We start from the raw sequence: 21,313 nt of genomic DNA on the forward strand, positions 1-21,313 counted from the left end.
TTACGGATGTAAGATTTGGAATACGACATAATTTAGGAGGATAAGCATGAAAGATAAAAAAATGATGCGTCGTATTGTTAGCGCCAGTTTAATCGGAGCCACTATCGAATGGTATGACTTTTTCCTCTACGGGGTTGTAGCCGGCATTGTCTTTAACAAATTGTATTTTCCCTCCGATGATCCTGTGGTTTCCACATTGCTTGCCTATGCTACTTTTGCCGTCGGTTTTATTACACGTCCACTGGGAGGCATTATCTTTGGACACTTTGGAGATAAGATCGGCCGCAAAAGTGTATTGGTTGCCACGCTGATGATCATGGGTGTTTCCACCGTATTGATCGGTTTAATTCCCACTTATGCACAAATTGGTATCTGGGCGCCGGTAATTCTGCTGCTCCTGCGGATTTTCCAGGGTATTGGTCTGGGCGGCGAATGGGGAGGCGCGGTGCTGATGACCTTTGAATCCGCTCCTGAATCGGAGCGTGGTTTTTACGCCAGCCTGCCCCAGATCGGATTGTCGCTGGGTCTGACACTGGCCTCCGGCGTTGTGGGGTTGTTGTCCTTTACGCTTTCGGATGCTCAGTTCATGGCCTGGGGATGGCGTGTTGCCTTTATCTTAAGCATTGTGCTGGTGGCGGTAGGAATGTATATCCGCCTGCATGTTATGGAGAGCCCGGAATTCCAGAAGGTAAAAAGCGAAAAAGCCGAAGTAAAGATTCCTTTTATGGAGTTATGGCGCGGTGGGTACGCAGCCAATATATTGGCCGGAATGGGTGCCCGATATATTGACGGGGTGTTCTTCAATGTATTTGCGGTTTTCTCCATCAGTTATCTAACCTCCAGCCTGAACATCGACCGTACCGATGCGTTAATGGGCGTTATGCTGGCCGCTATCGTCATGTGCTTTACCATTCCTTATTTTGGACGTCTTTCAGACCGTGTGGGTAGAGCCAAACTTTATTTGTACGGCAGCTTGATCACGGGTATTTCAGCCTTCCCGGCCTTTTGGCTGATGGCTCAAAGCGGCGGAAATATCACCTTGATTTGGCTCTCCATTATTATTCCCTTCGGAATCTTCTATGCTATGGTCTATGCCCCGGAAGCTGCGTTATTCTCAGATTTGTTTGACGCAAGAGTGCGCTATACGGGGATCTCCTTTGTCTATCAGTTCTCAGGAATTTTTGCCAGTGGTTTAACACCCATCATTGCCACAAGCTTATTGGCTCTCAACAACGGAAACGCCACTCTGCTTTGCGCCTATGTGGTCTTTGCCGGTGTCGTCAGCGCCTACTCGGCTGCCTGGATTCGCCGCAACCAAGGTCGTCAAAAACTGGAAAAGACCGTGAATATCTCATAGTGACCTTTTGTAATGTCCCAGTATTTATGAAGACTTTTAAAATTGTTGTTAACTGGTTGACAAAACAAAAATTAGGGTATAGGATAATGTCAACTGGTAATGACGTCATGATTAGATTAAATCCATGATGCCTGGGCTGAAATGTGATTGAACTATCATGTGCAAACAAAAGGCTACTAAGGAGGAATGATCATGAGTTCTTGTTGTAACGTATTGTCACCTCATGAACAAAGAATTCAGGAAGAAATGCAAGGAAAAGATGATTTTAAAAAAGGCAGGGAAAGGATTTATAAAATCCTGGAAAGCTTCAATACCCAGCGTCCCATCATCGATGTTGAAAGAGCAAAATATTTCACCGAATCCATGAAGGAAACCGAAGGGGAACTGCTGGTTTTAAGATGGTCCAAGGCTTTGCTGCATATTGCTAAAAATATGACCGTTTATATTGATGACCATAACCTGCTGGTGGGCAGAGGCGGTCAACCCGGCCGTTACGGCATGCTTTTTCCGGAGCTGGACGGAGACTTTTTGGACGTAGCCATTGAACAATTGCCCAGCCGGGTTGAGTCTCCTTTTAACATCAGCCAGGCAGACGCAGATATTGTTATCAACGAAATTGCTCCCTACTGGAAGGGAAAAACCTTTCATGAGGCACTGGCCCAAGCTCTGCCCGAAGATACTTTAAGGGTAACCTACGACCCCAAGGATGTTTTAAAATCCAGATTTATTGTCAACGAAACCGCTTCTTTCCGTTCCTCTATTCAATGGGTGCATGACTATGAGCGAGTATTAAAAAGAGGCTTCAAAGGCATTAAAGAAGAGGCTCAGCAAAAGCTCGCGGCTCTGGACCCCAACAGTCCGGTTAACAATAGGGAAAGGGCGCCTTATCTCCAGGCAGTGATCAATGTATGTGATGCTATTGTTCTTTGGGCTCACAGACATGCGGAACTGGCTGCGGAATTAGCTGCTAAGGAAACGGATGCCGTCCGCAAACAGGAGCTGCTGGAAATTTCCGAGATTTGCCGGTGGGTGCCTGAAAATCCCGCCCGCAACTTCCGTGAAGCGGTTCAGTCCCAATGGTTTACCCAAATGTTCTCCAGAATTGAACAAAAGACCGGCACCATTATTTCCAACGGACGCATGGATCAGTATTTCTACCCTTACTATAAAAAGGATCTGGAAGAAGGCCGCATCACCGAAGCAAAGGCCATGGAATTATTGGAATGCATGTGGGTTGCCATGGCTCAGTTCATCGACCTGTATGTGTCTCCCACCGGCGGCGCTTTCAATGAAGGCTATGCCCACTGGGAAGCAGTTACCATTGGCGGACAGACTCCGGATGGCCGGGATGCCACCAATGAATTAACTTACTTGTTTTTAAAATCTAAACAGGAATTTCCCTTAAACTATCCGGACCTGGCTGCCCGTATCCATGCCCGTTCGCCGGAGCGGTATATGCACGAGGTTGCCCTAACCATTAAAGAGGGTTCCGGTTTCCCCAAACTAATCAACGATGAAGAAGTTATCCCCTTGCTGCTCAGCAAAGGTGCAACCTTTGAAGAAGCTTATGATTATGCGGTTTCCGGTTGCTCCGAGGCCAGAATGCCCAACCGGGACACCTTTACCAGCGGTTGCGCTTATATCAACTTTGCTTCCGCAGTGGAAATGGTTCTTTATAATGGCAGAACCCGGCTTACCGGAGACGAGCTGGTTACTTTTGAAACCGGCGATCCGGGGGAATTCAAGACCTGGGGAGAGTTCTGGAATGCTTATACGGCACAGACAACCAACTTTTTAAAACACGCTTTTATCCAGCAGCATGCCATTATCAACCTGCGTCCCAGGCACTTTGCCACTCCCCTGGGTTCCTCGCTGCATGACCTGTGCATGGAACACTGCCTGGACCTGCATACTCCGGTGATTCCCGGCGGGATTGACATGGGTTACTTCGAATTAATTGGTTATGGTACGGTGGTAGATTCTCTGGCTGCCGTTAAAAAGCTGGTTTTTGAGGACAAGAAATTGACCATGGCTGAATTAATTGAAGCCTTAAAGTGTAATTTTGAAGGCAAGGAAGCCGTCCGGCAAATGCTTCTCAATGCTCCAAAATACGGCAACAATGATGACTATGCCGATACCATTGCTCGGGAAGTGGACCGTCAGGCCCTTGAATTTACCAAAAAGTATTCCAAGGAACTGGGCGTACACCTGGATTTAAGATTGGTTCCCTTTACTTCCCACGTTCCCTTTGGTAAAGTTGTAGGTGCTACGCCAAACGGCAGAAAGGCCTACACCCCGCTGGCAGATGGATCCTCCGCATCCCACGGTTGCGATGTAAACGGACCGACAGCCGTATTGTTATCCAACTTTAATTCTAAGAACTACAATTATCGGGAGCGCGCCTCCAGGCTGCTGAACATTAAGTTTACTCCTTCCTGCGTAGCCGGAGAAGAGGGCACGCAAAAGCTGGTATCCTTTATTAGAACCTGGTGCGATTTGAAACTCTGGCATCTGCAGTTTAACATCATCAACAGAGAGACCCTGCTCAAAGCCAAAAAAGATCCCGACAAATACCGTGGCTTGATTGTCAGGGTAGCCGGATACAGTGCTTATTTCTGCGACCTGTCTCCGGACCTGCAGGACGATATCATTGCCAGAACCGAGCACAACACCATTTAACTTTTGAATCCGGATTTAACTGTAAGTCCTGCTTTTCAGCAGGACTTACAGCCGTATTCAGTCAGGAGGTATTTTATGGCTGGAGCCAATCACCAGGATAAAAATAAATACGGGATTGTTTTTAATATTCAACGCTACTCGGTGCACGATGGGCCCGGCATTCGAACCATTGTATTTCTCAAGGGCTGTCCCCTGCACTGCCGGTGGTGTGCCAATCCGGAGTCCCAATCTCTGCAGCCGGAATTAGCCTATAACGATCATAAATGTATCGGGATTCAGGAGTGCGGCTACTGTTTGAAGGCCTGTACCACAGGCGCCATCAGGGAAAAGGACGATAAAATTGTCATAGACCGGGAAGGCTGCAACCACTGTGGTCAATGTGCGGAAATCTGCCCTTCCAGGGCTTTAAATATGTACGGTAAAACCATGAGCGTGGATGAAGTTTTAAATTTAGTGGAGCAGGACAGCAGCTTTTACTCCAGATCCGGAGGCGGTATCACCCTAAGCGGCGGGGAACCCCTGGTGCAGTCGGAATTTGCAGCCGCATTATTAAAGGAAGCTAAAAAAAGGAGAATGAATACCGCCATTGAAACCTGCGGTTATGCTGACTGGGACAGGCTGGAACGAGTTTGCGAATATACGGATACGGTGCTGTACGATATAAAATGCATTGATAGGGCGAAACATAAGGAATATACCGGTGTTGACAACGAAATCATTTTAGAAAACTTTAAAAGGCTATGTGAGCGCTTCCCAGACAAAAGTATTCTGGTAAGGACCCCGGTGATTCCCGGTTTTAATGACTCGGAAGGAGATATCGGCGCCATCGTGGAATTTATTAAAGGATATCCCAATGTGAAATACGAACTGCTGGCTTACCATCGTTTAGGAGAACCTAAATATACTTACATTGGGAAAGACTATACTCTAAAGGGTATGGCGCCAATGCAGGAAGAACGCATGGCTGCCTTAAAACGGCTGGCAAGTGAAAAAATGAAGAAGGAGTCCAATTCATGAAAGATTTAAAGGTGCTATTTCATGTATCTGACAATGAAGTCTGGCCCAAAGCACTGCTTAATATTACCAATTTTCTTAAGGATGTAGGCCAGAACGGGGCCGAGGTGGAGGTTGTGGCCAATGCGGGGGCCGTTATGGCTTACTACCCACCGGAAGAAAAGAAAGAACAATTAGAGCAAATGGCAAAGCTTTCCCATATGGGAGTAAAATTTACGGCCTGCCGCAATGCTTTAAATGCCCACTCCCTGGATGAAAGTCAAAGGCCCGGTTTTGTTGAAGTTGTACCGGGAGGGATTACCGAGGTCGTGAAGAAACAAACAGAGGGCTTTATTTATATTAAGCCCTAAAGCCTAATCCATAAACGCGCCGCCGGGCTGCTGCCAAAGAACCCGGAGTGGTTAGATTGTGCAGACCTTTGTTTCCAAAATTAAAAAAGAATAGAACGCGGATTTTGCGGATTACTATGGATTCTCACGGATTTTGAATTTTTTAATTAAATCCGCGTAAATCCGTATCATCCGTTCAATCCGTGTTCTATTTCTTATAGCCCAGTTGTTCACTGGTGTATCTACCTGTTCTTTGAGCGTTATTCTAAGGCGTTTTCGACAGTCCCCATTGTATTTCAAGAAAAATTAAATGCATGCTAGTTGGAGGAAAAATGTACGAATGGGTTTGTGCTTCCGCAATTGTTTTTGTTGCTTCTGCCCTGCAGTCTATTACAGGATTTGGTTTTGCCATTATGGCCACGCCTTTTCTTTTACTATTTTACAATCCACAGGACTGCATCCAAATGGGTACCATTTTGTCCGTTTTTATTGCCCTGGTGTTAACACCAAAGATAAAACAGCATATTGATTCTGCGATTCTTAAGAGATTGATTATAGGAAGTTTTTTTGGCGTTCCCCTGGGATTGGTGTTTTTTGCTTTTGCGGGACTGGAAACCATAAAATTATCCATTGCCGTGGTTATTCTGGCTATAACCCTGTATTCATTTTTTCAGAGCTATCAAGCCAGGGTTAGACAAAGGGCCGTACAAACGCAAACAGCCGGAAGTAACGGGCTGCAATGTGCAGTAGAAATGGAAGGTTCTCCTGTTCCGGCAGAAAAAGAAAGCAGGCCCATGCGCAAAGAAGTGCTGGTTGGATTCTTTGCCGGGGTGCTTACCACCGGAGTGAATATGCCGGGGGTTCCCATGGCCCTCTATTTTAATAACAGCTCCTTTGCAAAGGAAGTGATTCGCAGCACTACCCTTGGTTTTTTTATTGTGGTTTATATTACGGGAATGATAATGCAGTTATTCACGGTGGGCATTAGCCTGCGGGTGGTTACGATGGCCTTATATTTAATACCGGCCGGAGCCTTGGGTATATTTGTGGGCAACCTGCTGTTTGATAAAATAAACCGGGGCATGTTTCAGATCATTACCAATTTCCTGCTTGTATATATAGGCATTTATATTTTAGCAGAATCCTTATAAGAATGGTTTTACAGAGCAGGCAGGCAACGCAACGAAGGCTAAAGAATAGAACACGGATTGAACGGATGACACGGATTTACACGGATATGAAACAAAGATCAAAAAATCCGTGTTCTATTGTTTTAGATTACCCCTTGTACAAAAAAGACCCGGATGTCCGGGTCTTTTGTCTATGCCATATTCTATTAAAAAGTCAGGAAGAGGCTTCCCTCTCAGGAGCATACCGGAGCAAATAGGCACAAAGGGCAGCCAGTAATTGTTGAAGAAGCATGGAAATCACAACGGGAATGGCGACAGGGGCAGGAAAAAAAGAAACAGCTAAAACAGCACCGGTACTGATGTTTCTCATTCCTGTACAGAAAGCCAGGGTAACCTTAACCTCCCGGGGCCAATGTAAAATCCGGCCGCTGAACCAACCCAACAGATAGCCGGAGGAAGAGAGGACCAGAATCACGGCAATAATGAGCAATAGTTTTAAATCAACAGCCTTAAGATAAGGAGCGATAAGAGCACTATTAATGGCCATTACCACTGCCAGACCCAGTTTGGAGAAAGGCGCTAAGGGAGCGCCCAGAGATACCTTGACCCTGCCGGAGGTAGCTTCATTTAATAACATGCCTAAAATAGAGGGAAGTACAATCATCCACAAAAGCCCCTTCATGATTCCCCAAACATCAATGGATACAGTGGCGTTAGCAAATAAAGAGAGGCTGTAAGGAACGATAAGGGGTGAAAACAAAGCATCAATCAAGATAATGGAAAAGGCCAGGGCCGTATCCCCTTGATAGTTGGAAGCCCAGATAAGGCTGGTGATCCCCGTAGGAATAACCACCGCTAAAATCAGGCCTGTAATGGTAAAGGGATCATGCTTAAATAAAATGTGTCCCAATCCAAAGGCTGCCCCGGGGATCATTAAATGCAGCACCAGCAGGGCTGTCAATATTTGAGCGGGGCGGGAAATGGCTCCCTTCAGGTCTCTAAAACTGGAGCCCAGACTCCCTGAAAAAGTCATAAAGGCAAAAACCCAGGGGATAAGAAAAGCATAAAGGCTTAGGGACTTGGACAGCAAGAGGCCCAGCAGCACGCTAATAGGAGCAACAACAGGCATGTATTTTTCTAATTTTCCGTTTATCTCCTGAAGCATAGAACCTCCAAGGGTTAAAAACTTAATTTTACAGGAAACACAACAAGGTTATTATTAAGATCATGAAATATTAGTTACCGAACAAATAAAATCCTCCATTACGATAAATGTAAAGAATTATCGGAATTTGTAAGCGGTGGTTTGAAGGATCCTTTAGCGTTTCACAAAAGGATAAAACACGGATTAAACGGATGATACGGATTTTAATTTAAAGATATTAAATCCGTGTGAATCCGTAAAATCCGTGTTCTATTCTAGCCTTTATTTTGGACGGGCAAAAAGACCGTCATTTTTGTGCCTTGATTAATTTGGCTTTCCACCTCAATGGTTCCTCTGTGCTGAAGGATAATCCACCTGGCGATGGATAATCCTAAGCCGGTTCCGCCGGTCTGTTTGGTCCGGGATTTATCCGCTCGATAAAAGCGATTAAAGATGTACGGTAAATCCTCTTTGGAAATGCCGATGCCCGTATCTGTAATGGTAATGACAGCTTGAGACTTTTGGGAAAAATAATCAATAATGATTTTTCCACCCTTAGGAGTGTATTTTATACTATTGTCGATAAGGCTTCGCAAAGCCTCTTTGAGCAGCTTGCGATCCGCAAAGATAATCATGTTTTCATTGCGCCAGTTTATAATTTCATGGGCAGGATCGATCAGCCTGGTTTCTTTTATAATTTCCTCCATTAATTCCTGGATGGAAAAGGATTCTTTATCTATTTTCTGGGTCGCTTTATCCCCTCTGGCTAAAAACAAAAGCTTTTCGATTAAATCCTTCATGTTCTCGGATTCTGTTTTAATGGATGTGATGGATTCCTCCAGTACCGAGGGATCATTTTTGCCCCAGCGGTCCAATAAATTGGCATACCCCTGAATAACCGCAATGGGCGTTCTTAACTCATGGGAAGCGTCTGAGACAAATTGATTCTGTTGTTCATAGGAAAGCTGGATTCTGTCAAGCATGCTGTTAAAGGTCTTGGCCAAATCCTTGAGTTCGTCCTGAGAACCGCCAACATCCAGCCGGGTATCCAAAGCATTGATGGTTATATTATTAACGGTATTGGTCATTTTTGCCACCGGAAGAAGCATTTTTTTACTGGCTCTGGAGCCAATTACGATAACAATAATAATCATCACCATGGTTAGGCTGAAAAGAGCAGCCATCAGAAGCCCCACATTAAAAGTTTCTCTTGCTAAGGGGTTGGTGATTTGAATATAAACCGTATTTGAGTTCCAAATTACTGGATCGTTTAAAACCATTGTCAAGGGAGAGGTGGATTTGCCATAAGGAGTTGGTGTGGTATTGAATACAAAAAAACGGTTATCCTTTTGCTCATAAAAAACCGGAGATGTTTCTTCAGTAGTATAGATCACTTCCTTCTTTTCGGTAAACAGGGTGATCTCGATACCATCCAATCTCGACAACTGTTCAATATTCCTGGCGGGGAGTTCCGTATTATCTTTTAAAAGCGATGAAATGATTTCAAAATCCTTTACCAAGTCTTCCTGGGCATCCCGGCCAAGGTAGGCCACAAAGGCAACGCCAATACCCGCATTGAATAAAAGAAAGATGAGACCGAAAATAACGGCGTAAACGGCGGTAATTTTAAAAGAAATAGAGAAATAGAGCCTTTTAACTAACCATTGATACAATTGGCGGAGCGCCTTGGGAATCACTTTGCAAAGACTGATAAACAATCTCAGCATAAATTTTAAAATTTTTATCAGTATTCTAAAATAAGACCCCTTATTCTTCATCCTTTAGAAGATACCCCACCCCTCGCACCGTATGAATGACTTTTTTATGATATTTATCGTCAATCTTGCTTCTGAGGTATCTTATATAGACATCCACAATGTTGGTATCTCCTGCGTAGCCGTATCCCCATACGGCCTCAAGAAGCTTTTCCCTGGTAAGAACAATATTTTTATTTTCTAAAAAATATCTTAATAAATCAAACTCCCTTTTGGTTAACTCAATGGGTTCATGATTAAAAGTAACGGAGTATTGATCTAAATCCATTTTTAACCCATGGACTTGTAAAACAGAGCTTTTTATGGCCGGTGCTTTTCTTTTTAAGGCCACCCTGATTCTGGCCAGAAGTTCCTCAATAGCAAAAGGTTTGGTTACGTAGTCGTCAGCCCCCATGTCTAATCCCATGACCTTATCCATGGTTTCATCCTTAGCAGTGAGCAGAATGACCGGAACTTCGGAATGTTTCCTGACTCTCCTCAATATTTCCATACCATTGATGGAGGGGAGCATAATATCCAGTAAGATAAGATCAAATTCTCCGTCAAGGGCTTTTTGCAGCCCGTCTCTGCCATTGTGGGCCTGTTCCACCTGATATCCTTCATGTTTTAGTTCTAACTCAATAAATCTTGAAAGTTTTAACTCATCTTCAATTACCAAAATTTTTTGCCCGGTCATTCGTTTTCCTCCAAATAACAAATGAGTCATAATGTCATTATACCCAAGGAAGGGAAGGGGGATCTATAAAAATAACCTACATTCATCTGTAGGTTATTTTTATAGTATGGATTATTTCTTTTTACTGGGTTGCGGTATGGGGATCTTCCTCAACCAGCTTTTTCTTGGCGTTGTCCACTGCTTCGGAAACCTTGTGCAAGGTTTTATTCACCTTTAAGTCTTCCCCGTTTTTGCCTTCAAACTTCATTTTATGGCCCGTGACCAAAGCCAGCAGGAGCACTGGGACCGTGATATGAAAAGTAAAGACGGTAATAAGCACCGTAATGGTTACCGACAGATTGAGAACGGTCCGTTCTTTCTTTTTGATAACAAACCGGGTATTGTTCCCTTTATTAAAAAGAGTTTTCATTTTGGACAGAAGAGTGCTTTCTTGTGGTTCCGGTTTGATTTTGTTTTGTCCTTCAAGATACACTAAAGCTTCTAATAAATCGCCATTGCATTGAATCAGTGCCTCTCTGGCGTCTGCGTAGCTTACATTGGCTCTCCGTTTTAATTCGTCGATGTGATCTAAATTGAATGACATGTTATTCCCTCCAAGTAAATTGTTCATTTTGTTTCTACTCTTAGTATAGGAGGAGATAACTAGAGGAGAATTAACGGTAAATTAGAATTTGATTAGAAAATTGATTGTTGTATTTTTATTGATAGCAAATGGCTCCTGAAAACTCTATAAAAAAGGTTGTACCCTGGGGACTGGTTTCCACCTCGATAGTGGCATTATGACGGCGGGCAATACCATAACAAACCGCCAGTCCCAAACCGGTACCGTGGTCTTTGGTGGTTAAAAAAGGGGTGCCAATTTTATCTAAGATATTCTTATCAATGCCGCATCCCTGGTCTTGAACCGAGAGTACAACTTTTTCTTCCCTCATATAGGTACTGATTTTTAGAGTTTTTCCCGAAGACATGGCCTCCAGGCCATTCTGGGATAAATTTAAAATGACCTGCCGGAGTTCCTTGGCGTTGGCCTGAATGGGCTGGATCTTCCCTTCCTCAAAGAGGAAAAAGTTGTTTTGACGATAAGCGTCTGACTGTATTAACGGGGAAATGGATTTGATCAGTTTATTTAAATCAATCATCTCCATGGTCTCGGAGCTGCTTTTAGCCACGGATAAAAACTCCGTAATAATCAGGTTGGCCCGATCTAATTCTTCGATCATGAGCTTAAGATATTCTTTATAATCACTGCATTTCGGTTTCTGGCTAAGCATTTGTAAAAACCCCCGCACGGTGGTTAAAGGATTTCTCACTTCATGCCCAATACCGGCGGCCATCTGGCCAATAATGTTTAAACGGTCCAGTCGCTGCATTTCCTGCTCGTATCTTTTTCGGTCCCGAATGTCCCGAACAAATAAACTGGCAAATTCCCGGTTGTTCTGGTCTCGAAATACGTTAGAACTGACCTCCACCGGGATCGGCGTGCCGTCTTTATGCACAAAACTTAGCTCGCATAAGAATTTACCGGTACAGTTCCGTTCTTCCAGAGCATGATAAGTTCTTTCGTCATTCACCTCAATGATGCCTAACCTTCCAACCCTGCACAATTCTTCTTCGGTTTGTCCCAGCATCTTGCAGACGGCAGGGTTTGCAGCCACTACATTGCCGCTGATGTGAGTTAAAAGGATGCCGTCCATACTGCTGTTAAATAAGGATCGAAAACGTTCTTCACTTTCCCGTAACTGATCCTGGGTCTTCATGTATTGTTCATGAACAATTTTCAGTTCATGCATTTCCCTGCGAAGCTGTGTTATTTCAGCAACAAGTTCTTCTTTTGATTTGTCACGGTCTCTCAAGTTATCACCTCGAACAGTTTCTATATTAGAATATTCATCATAATTAACCGTTCCCCTTTTTGAGCCACTACAAAGGACTATTTAAATTTATAAAGAAACTAAAGTACTATAAATTTATAATGCTTAAATCAGAAGGGAAATGCGTAATGATATCACGTCTCCAGCAAATCCAAGTGACGGTACAACAAATTGCCGAGGCTATATCCAGCGTACTGATGATGGATGTTACCATATTTGACCAGCATATGGTCCGAATTGCCGGTACCGGTTATCATAGGGATACCGTTGGCCAAAGGATTATTGGTTATTCTGTGGGACATCAGGTGATTGAAAAGAGAGAAGAGTATATCATTGCGGATATCAAGAGTAATGATGCCTGCCTGGTCTGTGAAAAACAATCCACCTGCATGGAGTTGGCGCAGCTTTGCTGCCCCATTCTCTTGGGAAGCGAGGTGATTGGTGTTATTAGTCTGATTGCCTTTTCCCGGGAACAGCAAATGGAGATTATTCATAAAGGGACACAACTTTTGGACTTTATTCGTAAAATGGCTGAACTGATTGCCGCTAAAACCGTTGAGAAAAGCACCGTCAACCGCTTACTTTTTTTAAAGAATCAACTGGAAACGGTTCTTAATTTTGTGGCTGAAGGAGTTATTGCCATTGATAACGCCGCCCGGGTTATTAACATGAATTTTGCCGCGGAAAGAATGCTCAGAACCAAGTTCAATGATGTGCTGGATTTTCATATTAATGAGGTTTTTCCCGGAACACCCATCCCGGAGATCCTTCGCAACGGCAAGGAGTTTTTGGACCGGGAAGTAAAGATGTGGCGTAACGGCAGGCAGCATCACTACTTAATTAATGCCAAACCGATGCTGGTTGATGGAGTCATTCAGGGGGCTGTGGCCAGCTTCCGGCTGGTTAATGAAGGGTATCAATCCGGTTACTCTAAAGAGGCGCCGGTTGCTTTTGAAGATATTGTTGGAAACAGCAAGAACCTCGCAGCGGTAAAGGAGGAGGCAAAGAAGGCGGCTTTCGGTTTGTCTACGGTTCTCATTACCGGGGAAAGCGGGACCGGTAAAGAAATTTTTGCCCGGGCCATTCATTTTACCAGTGACCGCAGTACAGGCCCTCTGGTGGCCCTAAACTGTGCGGCCATCCCGGAAGCCCTGCTGGAAAGTGAACTCTTTGGTTATGAAGAAGGTTCATTCACCGGGGCTAAAAAGGGAGGCAAGCCGGGAAAGTTTGAGTTGGCCAATGGAGGGACGTTATTTCTGGATGAAATCGGAGACATGCCCCTTGCTTTACAGGCTAAAATGCTTCGGGTACTGCAGGAAAGGGTTGTGGAGAGGATTGGCTCCGTTAAAGTGATTCCCATTAATGTGCGTATGATCGCCGCCACCAACCGTAATTTGGAGGAAATGATTTTAGAAGGGCGCTTCAGAGAGGATTTATATTACCGGCTGAACGTTTTTCCCATTCTGTTACCGGCGCTGCGGGAGAGGAAGAGCGATATTATGGAACTGGCAGGATATTTTATGCAGAAACATGCCCGGGCCTATGGGAAAGACATTCAAAGTATTTCTGCGGAAGCGGAAGAAGTTTTGCTGCAGTATAACTGGCCGGGAAATATTCGTGAACTGGAGAATGCTATGGAATGTGCGGTAATAAAAACCTTGGGATCCACGGTGGAAGTTCGCGACCTCCCGCCTAAAATTGCTGTTACCTCCCAAAGCGGAGAATCATTGCTTCAACACAGTGCCGAGAAGGAAGAGATTTTAAAAGCGCTAAAGAAATATGGCGGCAGTGTGGAGGGAAAAGCACAGGCGGCGGCCAGTTTGGGCATCAGTATAGCGACTTTGTACCGGAAGATTCGCAAATACGGATTATCCTAATCGGATAAATCCATTTATCATTCCTTATCATTTTTTATCATGGTTTATCAGAGACCGTGATAAAGGGGCTGGATATGAGCCTTAAATAGACGGATTGCTTTGGTATGTTTCTTGCGTTTAAGGTTCTGGGGGGATGATCATATGGATTTTAATAAAATAGTTGCTTTATTAAAAACAGAGGTGCTGCCTACCATGGGATGCACCGAACCGGGGGCGGTAGCCCTCGGGGCAGCCTATGCCGCTAACGTATTGGAAGAGGGTGCCGCAGTCAGCAAGGTGAGTGTCTCCGTCAGTGCCAACATCTTTAAAAACGGGGTTGCGGTGGGGATTCCAGGGACGGGACAAACGGGGCTGCCCATTGCCGCTGCTCTGGGTGTGATTAAGAAAAACCCTGAAAAAAAATTATCGGTGTTGGCGGCCATCCAGCAGCGGGAACTGGTCCTGGCCCAAGCCATGGTGGACCACGGAATCATCCAGGTCAGCGTAGACCATGAAAAGAATAGGCTTTGGATCAAGGTCAAGGTCGAAACAGCTTCTGAATGGAGCGAGGCCATCATTCAGAATAGCCACACCAATCTCGTCAGGATTAGAAAAAACGGTAAGACCCTATATGAAAAAGATCAGGGAAATGATGATGAGATTCAGGATAACCCTTTAAACCTGTGGTGCAAAGAGGCCAGTGTTAATGCAATGGTTGAGGCCATGGAAAGGATTCCCCTTCAGGACATTCTTTTTATCGCTGAAGGAATTGAAATGAATTTTCTAGCTGCCCAAAAGGGCATTGCCAAAAAACTTGGCCTGGGCATTGGGGCCATACTGAAGGAAATGGTTGATAACGGCACCCTGTCGGATGATATGATAAATTATGCTAAAATGCTGACGGCAGGGGCAGCGGATGCCAGAATGTCCGGGGAAAATGTTCCGGTGATGAGCAGTGCCGGCAGCGGCAACCATGGCATTACCGCCATTCTGCCTGTATATGCTGTGGCCCAAAAGACCGGTGCTGCTCCGGATAAAATGATACGGGCGGTGGCTCTCAGTCATTTAATTACCATCTATATCAAGCTGCATACCGGAAATTTATCGGCCCTATGCGGCTGTGCGGTTGCCGCAGCCACCGGAGCCAGTGCGGCCATTACCTGGCTGTTGGGAGGAAAGGGGACGGCCATAGAGGCGGCCATGAAGAATTTAATTGCCAATCTTACGGGAATGATCTGTGACGGGGGAAAAGTGGGTTGTGCATTAAAGCTCTCCACCGCCGCAGGAGCCGCCGTGGAGAGTTCGCTGCTGGCCCGGGGAGAGGTTGTGGTGCCGGATACCAATGGTATTATTTTAAGTTCAATCCAGGACACCATAAAAAATCTGGGCAAAATCAGCAACCCGGGTATGGTCTTTACGGATAAAGTTATTTTAGAGGTTATGTTAAAAAAAGAGAGATCGGTGAGTTAAATGAAAAAGATCCTGATGGTTTTGCTGTTTTTGTTTGTGACTTCCTGTTCCGGTAACCACACAGGGCAGATTGATAGGGAGAAGGAGCAGGAAGCAAAAACAAAGGGCCGGAACCTTTCTGTGGAGAAAACCGAAAAGGCCCCCTTGATCAACGAAAAGGGGAGCACCCTTGGAGCAAGAATCAATCCTCCGGAAGGTTTTGAAAGGATTCCGGTGTCCGAGGGTTCCTTCGGGCAATATTTAAGGACCCTGCCTTTAAAGCCCCATGGTTCACAAGTAAAATACTACAATGGCCAAATGAAAACCAGGAATGTTCATGCAGCCGTATTGGATATAGATGTGGGCGACCGGGATTTACAGCAGTGTGCGGATGCCGTAATAAGGCTAAGGGCGGAACACCTGTATGCAAGGGGATGGTATGATAAAATTCATTTTAATTTCACCAATGGATTTAAAGCCGATTATCCCATCTGGGCCCAAGGCAATCGAATTGTGGTAGAAGAAAACAGGGCCTATTGGGTAAAGAGAGCAGAACCTTCCACTGCTTATGACAGCTTTAGAAAGTATCTTGATATGGTGTTTGCCTATGCCGGGACATTATCTTTAGCGCAAGAGATGAAAAACGTACCGTTGCAAGAGATGCAAATTGGCGATGTGTTTTTAAAAGGAGAAGGAACCGGCCATTGCGTTATTGTAATGGATATGGTTGAAAATAAAGCCACCCAGGAAAAATTGTTCCTGCTGGCACAGAGCTACATGCCGGCCCAGGATATTCATATACTTAAAAATCCGGAGGACGAAGATTTCAGTCCCTGGTATTCCATCCGCTTCGGAGAAAAATTGATCACACCGGAGTGGAGTTTTTACCCGGACCAGTTAATGCGATTTGCGGATTAAGGCGGGAAGTTAGGAAACTACTAAAGGAACAGAACACGGATTCAACGGATGATACGGATTTGCGGATTTAAAATACAGATGAAAAATTCGTGTAAATTCGTGCAAATCTGTAAAATCCGTGTTTCATTTTTTATTTTTTAGAAGAAGAGGGATTGTTGCAGAAAGAACATCGTTCGTTTTGCCATAATCCCTTTTCTTCATTATTAAAAAACAGGACGAAGTACGGTTATTTTTTAAGGTTAACCGTTAAAGGTAAAAAAACAACCGTTTAAGGTGGAATTATTGTTAATTAGCACGGCAAAAAGTACGATATAAAACATACAATTTAATTATAAGGCCTATTTAGTATGATACGTTGCGACACGGTTGCGATATCCCGATTCGGGGGGGGGTAGCAAAAAAGTTAATTAAAAATACAGATTATTTTGTGTTTTTTTAAAATGGAGGTGGAGAAATTGTTTAAATTTAGGACAATAACAGCACTGGTAAGCAGCCTTCTTTTATTGGCATTTTTATTAACCGGCTGTGGCGGGGGAGCATCCCAGGATACCATTAAAATCGGGGTCATCCTACCTCTGACCGGTGGAGAAGCCATGTTTGGCACCATGGAAAAGAACTCCTTTGAAATGGCTTACGAAGAGCTTAAAGCTGCCGGAAAAACCCAAGTTCAAGGCAAGGAAATCCAACTGATCTTCGAAGATGATCAAAGTAAACAGGATGTGGCCAAATCCGCTGCGGAAAAACTAATCAACCAAGATCAGGTGGCCATGTTAACCGGCGGCTACAGCAGTGCGGTGACCAATGTGGTTGCAGCCAACGCCCAGAGCATGAATATCCCCTTTTTAATTGTCACCGGCTCTGCGGACGATATTACCAGGCAGGGCTGGCAGTGGGTATTTAGAGGTACCGCAGCTCCGGCCAGTAAGTATACCGGTGCACTTTGGACCATGATGGAACAAGTGGTTAAACCCCAGACGGCGGCTTTAATTTATGAAAACACCGACTTTGGCTCCTCTTCCGCCAAGGGTTTTAGAGCAGAATGCGAAAAGAGGGGCATCAAGCTTGTTTTTGACCAGTCCTATGAATCCGGGGCCATTGATTTTAAACCTATGCTGGCCAACGCTAAGAATACCAACCCCGATATGGTTTTTGCCGTTTCTTACGTTATGGATGCCGGGCTGATTGTTAAGCAAATGAAAGAGCTTGATTTCAATACCAAACTTTTTGTGGGTGGCGGAGCAGGTTACACTATGCCGGAATTTGAGGAAAACGCCGGCAGCGCCTCGGAATATATTGCTTCAACCACCCTGTGGGTACCCAACGTTACGTGGCCTGGGGCGAAAGAATACTTCACCAAGTATAAGGAGAAGTATGGCAAAGAGCCGGATTATCACGGCGCCCAGGCCTATGCTTCCATGTATGTGGCGGTGGATGCGCTGAACAGAGCCCAGGAGCTGTCCAACACCGGTATACAAAAGGCCCTTAAGGAAACCGATATGATGACGGTGATGGGGCCGGTAAAATTTGAAGCATGGGAAGATTATACTAATCAAAACAAACCCAATACCTATGTAGTGCAGTGGCAGAAGGGAAATCTGGAAGTGATCTGGCCGGATGAGGTAAAATCCGCTCCTTATGTATACCCCGTTCCGAACTGGAAAGACCGGACCAATTAAGGGGTCCAGCCGCCGGGGATCTTGTCCCCGGCGGTTGATCCCATTACCAATGTTGGGAGGTAACCCGAATGACATTATTCGGTCAAACCGTCATCTGCGGCATCCTGCTGGGGGGCATGTACGCCTTGATTGCCATCGGCATGACCCTGATCATGGGGGTTATGAAGATCATCAACATGGCCCATGGAGCCTTAGTGATGGTTGGCATGTATGTAACCTATGTTTGTTTTAAAGAATTTGGGATCGATCCCTACCTTGGCCTGTTAGTGGCAATGCCCACCCTTTTTTTACTGGGCTGCCTGATTCAAAAATATGCTATCAACCGGCTGGTGGAAGTGGATTCAATTCTTCCTCAAAATCAGGTATTGCTTACGGTGGGAATTATGCTGGTGTTGACAGAAACAGCCCGCTTAATGTTTAAATCAGACTACCGCTCGGTTGCCACGGGCTACTCATCCAAAACCCTCTACTTTGCGGATATGTCCATTAGTGTGGCCATGGTTATTGGTTTTATCATTGCCATGGCGTTAACGCTGCTGCTGCACCTGTTTTTAACCAAGACAGACCTCGGCAAGTCCATTCGGGCCACCGCCCAGGACCGGGATGCCGCTGTATATATGGGTGTTAATTCTTCAAAAATTACCATGATTACCTTTGGTATTGGCGCTGCTTTAGCCGCTGCCGGAGGGTCCCTGCTGCTGCCTTTGTTTTACCTGTGGCCGGATATTGGCCAGTTATTCACCACCAAATCCTTTATTATTACCATTTTGGGCGGCATGGGCAGTACGGTGGGGGCCATTGTGGGGGGCGTCACCCTCGGCATTGCGGAATCCTTGGGTGCCACTTATATCTCCATGGGCTATAAAGATATTGTCGGGCTGGTGATCTTTATCGTGGTACTGCTGTTCCTGCCCGGCGGGTTCAGGAGTTTAGCAAAGAGGTGAGTCGTGATGAAAAACAAAAAGATTCTCTTATCCATCGGAGTATTTGTACTGGCGGCCTTGATACCGCTGGTGCTTAAAGTTCCTTATCACCTGCATATTTTGAATCTGATTATTATCTGGGCCATCCTGGGAACCGCCTGGAATATCCTTGGCGGCTATGCGGGTCAGATTTCCTTTGGCCACGCGGCATTTTTTGGTCTGGGAGCCTATACGGCCGGTTTGTTAAAGCTGCACCTGGGCATCTCTCCCTGGTGGGGCATGCTCCTGGGCCCCCTGGTGGCCACCATTGTTTCATTACCCATCGGGTTTATTTGTTTCCGGCTCCGTGGCCCCTATTTTGCTCTGGCCATGCTTTCCCTGGGGGAAATTTTTCGGCTGCTGTTTACAAACCTGCAGAGTTTTACCAATGGGGCTAAGGGTATTTTAATCATGCCGGCCGTTATCTCCAAAGTTTTTTATTTTTATGTAGGGTTGGGCATTTTGGCACTGACCATTTTAGTCACCTATCTCCTTGTCAATTCCAAAATCGGCTATTATTTAGTCTCCATTCGAGAAGACCAGGATGCCGCTACCTCTCTGGGCATACCCACAACCCTTTACAAAAATCTGGCCTTAATTCCCAGCGCTTTTATTACCGGCCTGGCCGGAGCTTTTTATATGAATTATGTGGCTTTTATTGATCCACGGATTGTTTTCTCCCTGCCCAACGTTTCCATTATGCTCATCCTGGTGGTGATGCTGGGAGGGCCCGCCACCATCTGGGGACCAACCATCGGGGCAGTCATTTATATTTCCCTGGGGGAATTGTTCCGGGCTACTTTGGGCTCGGCCAATGTGCTGGTCTTTGGTCTGCTGGTGTGCATTATTATTTTGTTTGTGCCCAATGGCATTGCCGGTGAGATGGAGCGTGTCAAAAGCTGGCTCCAGCGCAGGAAAATTGATGTTCCAGGAGGTGAAAAGGATGAGCTTCTTCGCAGCCAATAATCTGGTTAAGCAGTTTGGCGGGTTGACGGCGGTAGCAAACTTGAATTTTACCGTGAATCAAGGGGAAATATTCGGTATTATTGGTCCTAACGGTTCCGGAAAAACAACGGTATTTAATTTAATCAGCCGATTCTTTCCTTTAACCTCTGGAGAGATTTATTTTAAGGGAAAAAGGATTGATACACTGCCCGCCCATAAAATCTGTCAGGTGGGCATCGGCAGGACCTTCCAGGTGGTAAAGCCGCTAAAACGGATGAGTGTGCTTGATAACGTAATGGCCGGGGCCTTTCTCAGAACAAGCCAGGTTGGCAAGGCCAGAGCGAAAGCAAAGGAGATTGTTCATTTTTGTGGTTTAGAGCCTTATAAAGACTTTGAGGCCAAGAGCCTGCCCATTCCCCTGCGCAAAAGACTGGAAATTGCCAGAGCCCTGGCTACCGAACCGGAACTTTTGCTGCTGGATGAAACCTGTGCCGGGTTAAATCCCAAGGAATCGGAGGAAGCGATTCTATTAATCAGAAAAATTCGGGAAGCCGGGGTGACCATCATTATTGTTGAACATTTAATGAAAGTGATGATGGGCATTTCGGACCGGATTTTGGCCATTAATTTTGGCGGGCAGATTACCACTGGAGCCCCCAAAGAAGTGGCCGGACACCCTGAAGTTATTAAAGCATATTTAGGTGATGCCTATGCTCAAGGTTAATCATATTGATGTTTCCTATAAGGAACTGCAGGTACTGTGGGGTGTTTCCTTTGAAGTTCATGAGGGAGAACTGGTGGTGCTGCTGGGTTCCAACGGCACCGGCAAGACGACCACCCTCAATGCCATTTCAGGCCTTCTGCCTAAAGATAAGGGAAGCATTCATTTTATGGGGCAGGATATTACCCGTATACCGGGCTATAAAGTGGCCGGATATGGCATTATTCACGTTCCGGAAGGCCGGCGGCTGTTTCCGGAAATGACGGTCATGGAAAATCTGGAAATGGGTTCCCTTTTCCCGGAGGCCAAAGGGAAAAGGAAAGAGACCCTGCGCAGGGTCTTTGATTTGTTTCCTATTTTGGAAGAGAAGAAGAACCAGGAGGCCGGCAAGTTAAGCGGCGGGCAGCAGCAGATGGTGGCCATCGGCAGAGGGCTGATGGCTCTACCCAAGCTGCTTATCTTAGACGAGCCCTCCCTGGGTTTGGCCCCGGTACTGGTACAGCAAATCTTTGATTTCGTCAAAGAAATCAATAACCAGGGGGTTACGGTTTTGTTAGTGGAACAAAACGTAGGCCAGACCTTAAAGCTTTGCCATCGGGCCTATGTTTTGGAAAACGGGAGAATTACCCTGGAGGGGAGCGGGCAACAGCTTCTGAAAAACGAACATGTTAAAGAAGCTTATTTAGGTATTTAATCTCGATGAAACATTAAAAATGGCAGATAACCCAGGCTAATAAAAAATAGAACGCGGATTTTACGGATTTCCGCGGATTCTCACGGATTTTAAATTTTTAATTAAAATCCGCGTAAA

The 21,313-nt window shown here is 45.4% G+C and carries 18 protein-coding genes; 13 read left to right on the top strand and 5 right to left on the bottom strand.

From position 1 onward, the window contains the following. Nucleotides 1-46: 46 nt before the first annotated feature. The 5 genes from DESRU_RS02410 (at nucleotide 47) to DESRU_RS02430 (ending at nucleotide 6,530) form a co-directional block, all read left to right on the top strand. Complete coding sequence (locus tag DESRU_RS02410) at nucleotides 47-1,357, top strand: MFS transporter (RefSeq protein WP_013840535.1); 1,311 nt, start codon at nucleotides 47-49, stop codon at nucleotides 1,355-1,357. A gap of 192 nt (nucleotides 1,358-1,549) precedes the next feature. Continuing rightward, the gene (gene hpsG, locus DESRU_RS02415; protein ID WP_013840536.1) at nucleotides 1,550-4,036 is read left to right on the top strand and encodes a (2S)-3-sulfopropanediol dehydratase; all 2,487 of its coding nucleotides are present in this window, start codon (nucleotides 1,550-1,552) and stop codon (nucleotides 4,034-4,036) included. Between the two features lie 75 nt (nucleotides 4,037-4,111). Beyond that, complete coding sequence (gene hpsH, locus DESRU_RS02420) at nucleotides 4,112-5,053, top strand: (2S)-3-sulfopropanediol dehydratase activating enzyme (protein WP_013840537.1); 942 nt, start codon at nucleotides 4,112-4,114, stop codon at nucleotides 5,051-5,053. After that, the gene (locus DESRU_RS02425; RefSeq protein ID WP_013840538.1) at nucleotides 5,050-5,400 is read left to right on the top strand and encodes a DsrE family protein; all 351 of its coding nucleotides are present in this window, start codon (nucleotides 5,050-5,052) and stop codon (nucleotides 5,398-5,400) included. The genes hpsH and DESRU_RS02425 overlap by 4 nt, the downstream gene beginning before the upstream one ends. A gap of 311 nt (nucleotides 5,401-5,711) precedes the next feature. Then, nucleotides 5,712-6,530: a sulfite exporter TauE/SafE family protein gene (locus DESRU_RS02430; protein ID WP_013840539.1), complete on the top strand. Its 819-nt coding sequence runs from the start codon at nucleotides 5,712-5,714 to the stop codon at nucleotides 6,528-6,530. A 193-nt stretch (nucleotides 6,531-6,723) separates the two neighbouring features. Here the strand turns inward: DESRU_RS02430 and DESRU_RS02435 are convergent, their stop codons facing one another. From DESRU_RS02435 to DESRU_RS19685, 5 genes are all read right to left on the bottom strand, one after another. Beyond that, nucleotides 6,724-7,674 (bottom strand): bile acid:sodium symporter family protein, encoded by a 951-nt coding sequence (locus DESRU_RS02435; RefSeq protein WP_013840540.1) that lies wholly within the window; start codon nucleotides 7,672-7,674, stop codon nucleotides 6,724-6,726. A 254-nt stretch (nucleotides 7,675-7,928) separates the two neighbouring features. Then, a complete protein-coding gene (locus DESRU_RS02440) occupies nucleotides 7,929-9,380 on the bottom strand; it encodes a sensor histidine kinase (RefSeq protein ID WP_013840541.1) in 1,452 nt (483 codons plus the stop codon). A gap of 40 nt (nucleotides 9,381-9,420) precedes the next feature. After that, nucleotides 9,421-10,104: a response regulator transcription factor gene (locus tag DESRU_RS02445; RefSeq protein ID WP_013840542.1), complete on the bottom strand. Its 684-nt coding sequence runs from the start codon at nucleotides 10,102-10,104 to the stop codon at nucleotides 9,421-9,423. 121 nt (nucleotides 10,105-10,225) lie between these two features. Then, on the bottom strand, nucleotides 10,226-10,687 hold the full coding sequence (locus DESRU_RS02450; RefSeq protein ID WP_013840543.1) for a DUF4342 domain-containing protein: 462 nt from the start codon (nucleotides 10,685-10,687) through the stop codon (nucleotides 10,226-10,228). A gap of 115 nt (nucleotides 10,688-10,802) precedes the next feature. Beyond that, nucleotides 10,803-11,957, bottom strand: coding sequence for a two-component system sensor histidine kinase NtrB (locus DESRU_RS19685; RefSeq protein WP_013840544.1), 1,155 nt, complete (start codon nucleotides 11,955-11,957; stop codon nucleotides 10,803-10,805). Nucleotides 11,958-12,103: 146 nt separating this feature from the next. On the opposite strand from DESRU_RS19685, the gene DESRU_RS02460 reads away from it, so the two are divergent. From DESRU_RS02460 to DESRU_RS02495, 8 genes are all read left to right on the top strand, one after another. Beyond that, the gene (locus tag DESRU_RS02460; RefSeq protein ID WP_013840545.1) at nucleotides 12,104-13,852 is read left to right on the top strand and encodes a sigma-54-dependent Fis family transcriptional regulator; all 1,749 of its coding nucleotides are present in this window, start codon (nucleotides 12,104-12,106) and stop codon (nucleotides 13,850-13,852) included. A gap of 141 nt (nucleotides 13,853-13,993) precedes the next feature. Further along, a complete protein-coding gene (locus DESRU_RS02465; protein ID WP_013840546.1) occupies nucleotides 13,994-15,301 on the top strand; it encodes an L-cysteine desulfidase family protein in 1,308 nt (435 codons plus the stop codon). Beyond that, on the top strand, nucleotides 15,302-16,198 hold the full coding sequence (locus DESRU_RS02470) for a DUF4846 domain-containing protein (protein ID WP_013840547.1): 897 nt from the start codon (nucleotides 15,302-15,304) through the stop codon (nucleotides 16,196-16,198). Between the two features lie 446 nt (nucleotides 16,199-16,644). Then, nucleotides 16,645-17,874 carry an ABC transporter substrate-binding protein gene (locus DESRU_RS02475; protein WP_420794908.1) on the top strand — a complete coding sequence of 410 codons (1,230 nt, stop codon included), beginning with the start codon at nucleotides 16,645-16,647 and terminating at the stop codon, nucleotides 17,872-17,874. 68 nt (nucleotides 17,875-17,942) lie between these two features. Continuing rightward, complete coding sequence (locus DESRU_RS02480) at nucleotides 17,943-18,818, top strand: branched-chain amino acid ABC transporter permease (protein WP_013840549.1); 876 nt, start codon at nucleotides 17,943-17,945, stop codon at nucleotides 18,816-18,818. Nucleotides 18,819-18,824: 6 nt separating this feature from the next. Continuing rightward, entirely contained in the window at nucleotides 18,825-19,802 is a 978-nt protein-coding gene (locus DESRU_RS02485) for a branched-chain amino acid ABC transporter permease (protein ID WP_013840550.1), read from the top strand. Continuing rightward, nucleotides 19,780-20,505 carry an ABC transporter ATP-binding protein gene (locus DESRU_RS02490; RefSeq protein ID WP_013840551.1) on the top strand — a complete coding sequence of 242 codons (726 nt, stop codon included), beginning with the start codon at nucleotides 19,780-19,782 and terminating at the stop codon, nucleotides 20,503-20,505. The genes DESRU_RS02485 and DESRU_RS02490 overlap by 23 nt, the downstream gene beginning before the upstream one ends. Then, nucleotides 20,492-21,196 (top strand): ABC transporter ATP-binding protein, encoded by a 705-nt coding sequence (locus tag DESRU_RS02495; protein ID WP_013840552.1) that lies wholly within the window; start codon nucleotides 20,492-20,494, stop codon nucleotides 21,194-21,196. The genes DESRU_RS02490 and DESRU_RS02495 overlap by 14 nt, the downstream gene beginning before the upstream one ends. The last annotated feature ends 117 nt before the right edge of the window (nucleotides 21,197-21,313 follow it).

The sequence above is a fragment of the Desulforamulus ruminis DSM 2154 genome, assembly GCF_000215085.1.
GTDB classification, from domain to species: Bacteria; Bacillota; Desulfotomaculia; order Desulfotomaculales; family Desulfotomaculaceae; genus Desulfotomaculum; species Desulfotomaculum ruminis.

Coding starts and splice junctions, on each gene's coding strand:
- DESRU_RS02445 (WP_013840542.1), bottom strand. CDS start 10,104: ATGACCGGGCAAAAAATTTTGGTAATTGAAGATGAGTTAAAACTTTCA.
- DESRU_RS02460 (WP_013840545.1), top strand. CDS start 12,104: ATGATATCACGTCTCCAGCAAATCCAAGTGACGGTACAACAAATTGCC.
- DESRU_RS02485 (WP_013840550.1), top strand. CDS start 18,825: ATGAAAAACAAAAAGATTCTCTTATCCATCGGAGTATTTGTACTGGCG.
- DESRU_RS02480 (WP_013840549.1), top strand. CDS start 17,943: ATGACATTATTCGGTCAAACCGTCATCTGCGGCATCCTGCTGGGGGGC.
- DESRU_RS02450 (WP_013840543.1), bottom strand. CDS start 10,687: ATGTCATTCAATTTAGATCACATCGACGAATTAAAACGGAGAGCCAAT.
- DESRU_RS02430 (WP_013840539.1), top strand. CDS start 5,712: ATGTACGAATGGGTTTGTGCTTCCGCAATTGTTTTTGTTGCTTCTGCC.
- DESRU_RS02465 (WP_013840546.1), top strand. CDS start 13,994: ATGGATTTTAATAAAATAGTTGCTTTATTAAAAACAGAGGTGCTGCCT.
- DESRU_RS02470 (WP_013840547.1), top strand. CDS start 15,302: ATGAAAAAGATCCTGATGGTTTTGCTGTTTTTGTTTGTGACTTCCTGT.
- DESRU_RS02490 (WP_013840551.1), top strand. CDS start 19,780: ATGAGCTTCTTCGCAGCCAATAATCTGGTTAAGCAGTTTGGCGGGTTG.
- DESRU_RS02425 (WP_013840538.1), top strand. CDS start 5,050: ATGAAAGATTTAAAGGTGCTATTTCATGTATCTGACAATGAAGTCTGG.
- DESRU_RS02495 (WP_013840552.1), top strand. CDS start 20,492: ATGCTCAAGGTTAATCATATTGATGTTTCCTATAAGGAACTGCAGGTA.
- DESRU_RS02410 (WP_013840535.1), top strand. CDS start 47: ATGAAAGATAAAAAAATGATGCGTCGTATTGTTAGCGCCAGTTTAATC.
- DESRU_RS02440 (WP_013840541.1), bottom strand. CDS start 9,380: ATGCTGAGATTGTTTATCAGTCTTTGCAAAGTGATTCCCAAGGCGCTC.
- hpsH (WP_013840537.1), top strand. CDS start 4,112: ATGGCTGGAGCCAATCACCAGGATAAAAATAAATACGGGATTGTTTTT.
- hpsG (WP_013840536.1), top strand. CDS start 1,550: ATGAGTTCTTGTTGTAACGTATTGTCACCTCATGAACAAAGAATTCAG.
- DESRU_RS02435 (WP_013840540.1), bottom strand. CDS start 7,674: ATGCTTCAGGAGATAAACGGAAAATTAGAAAAATACATGCCTGTTGTT.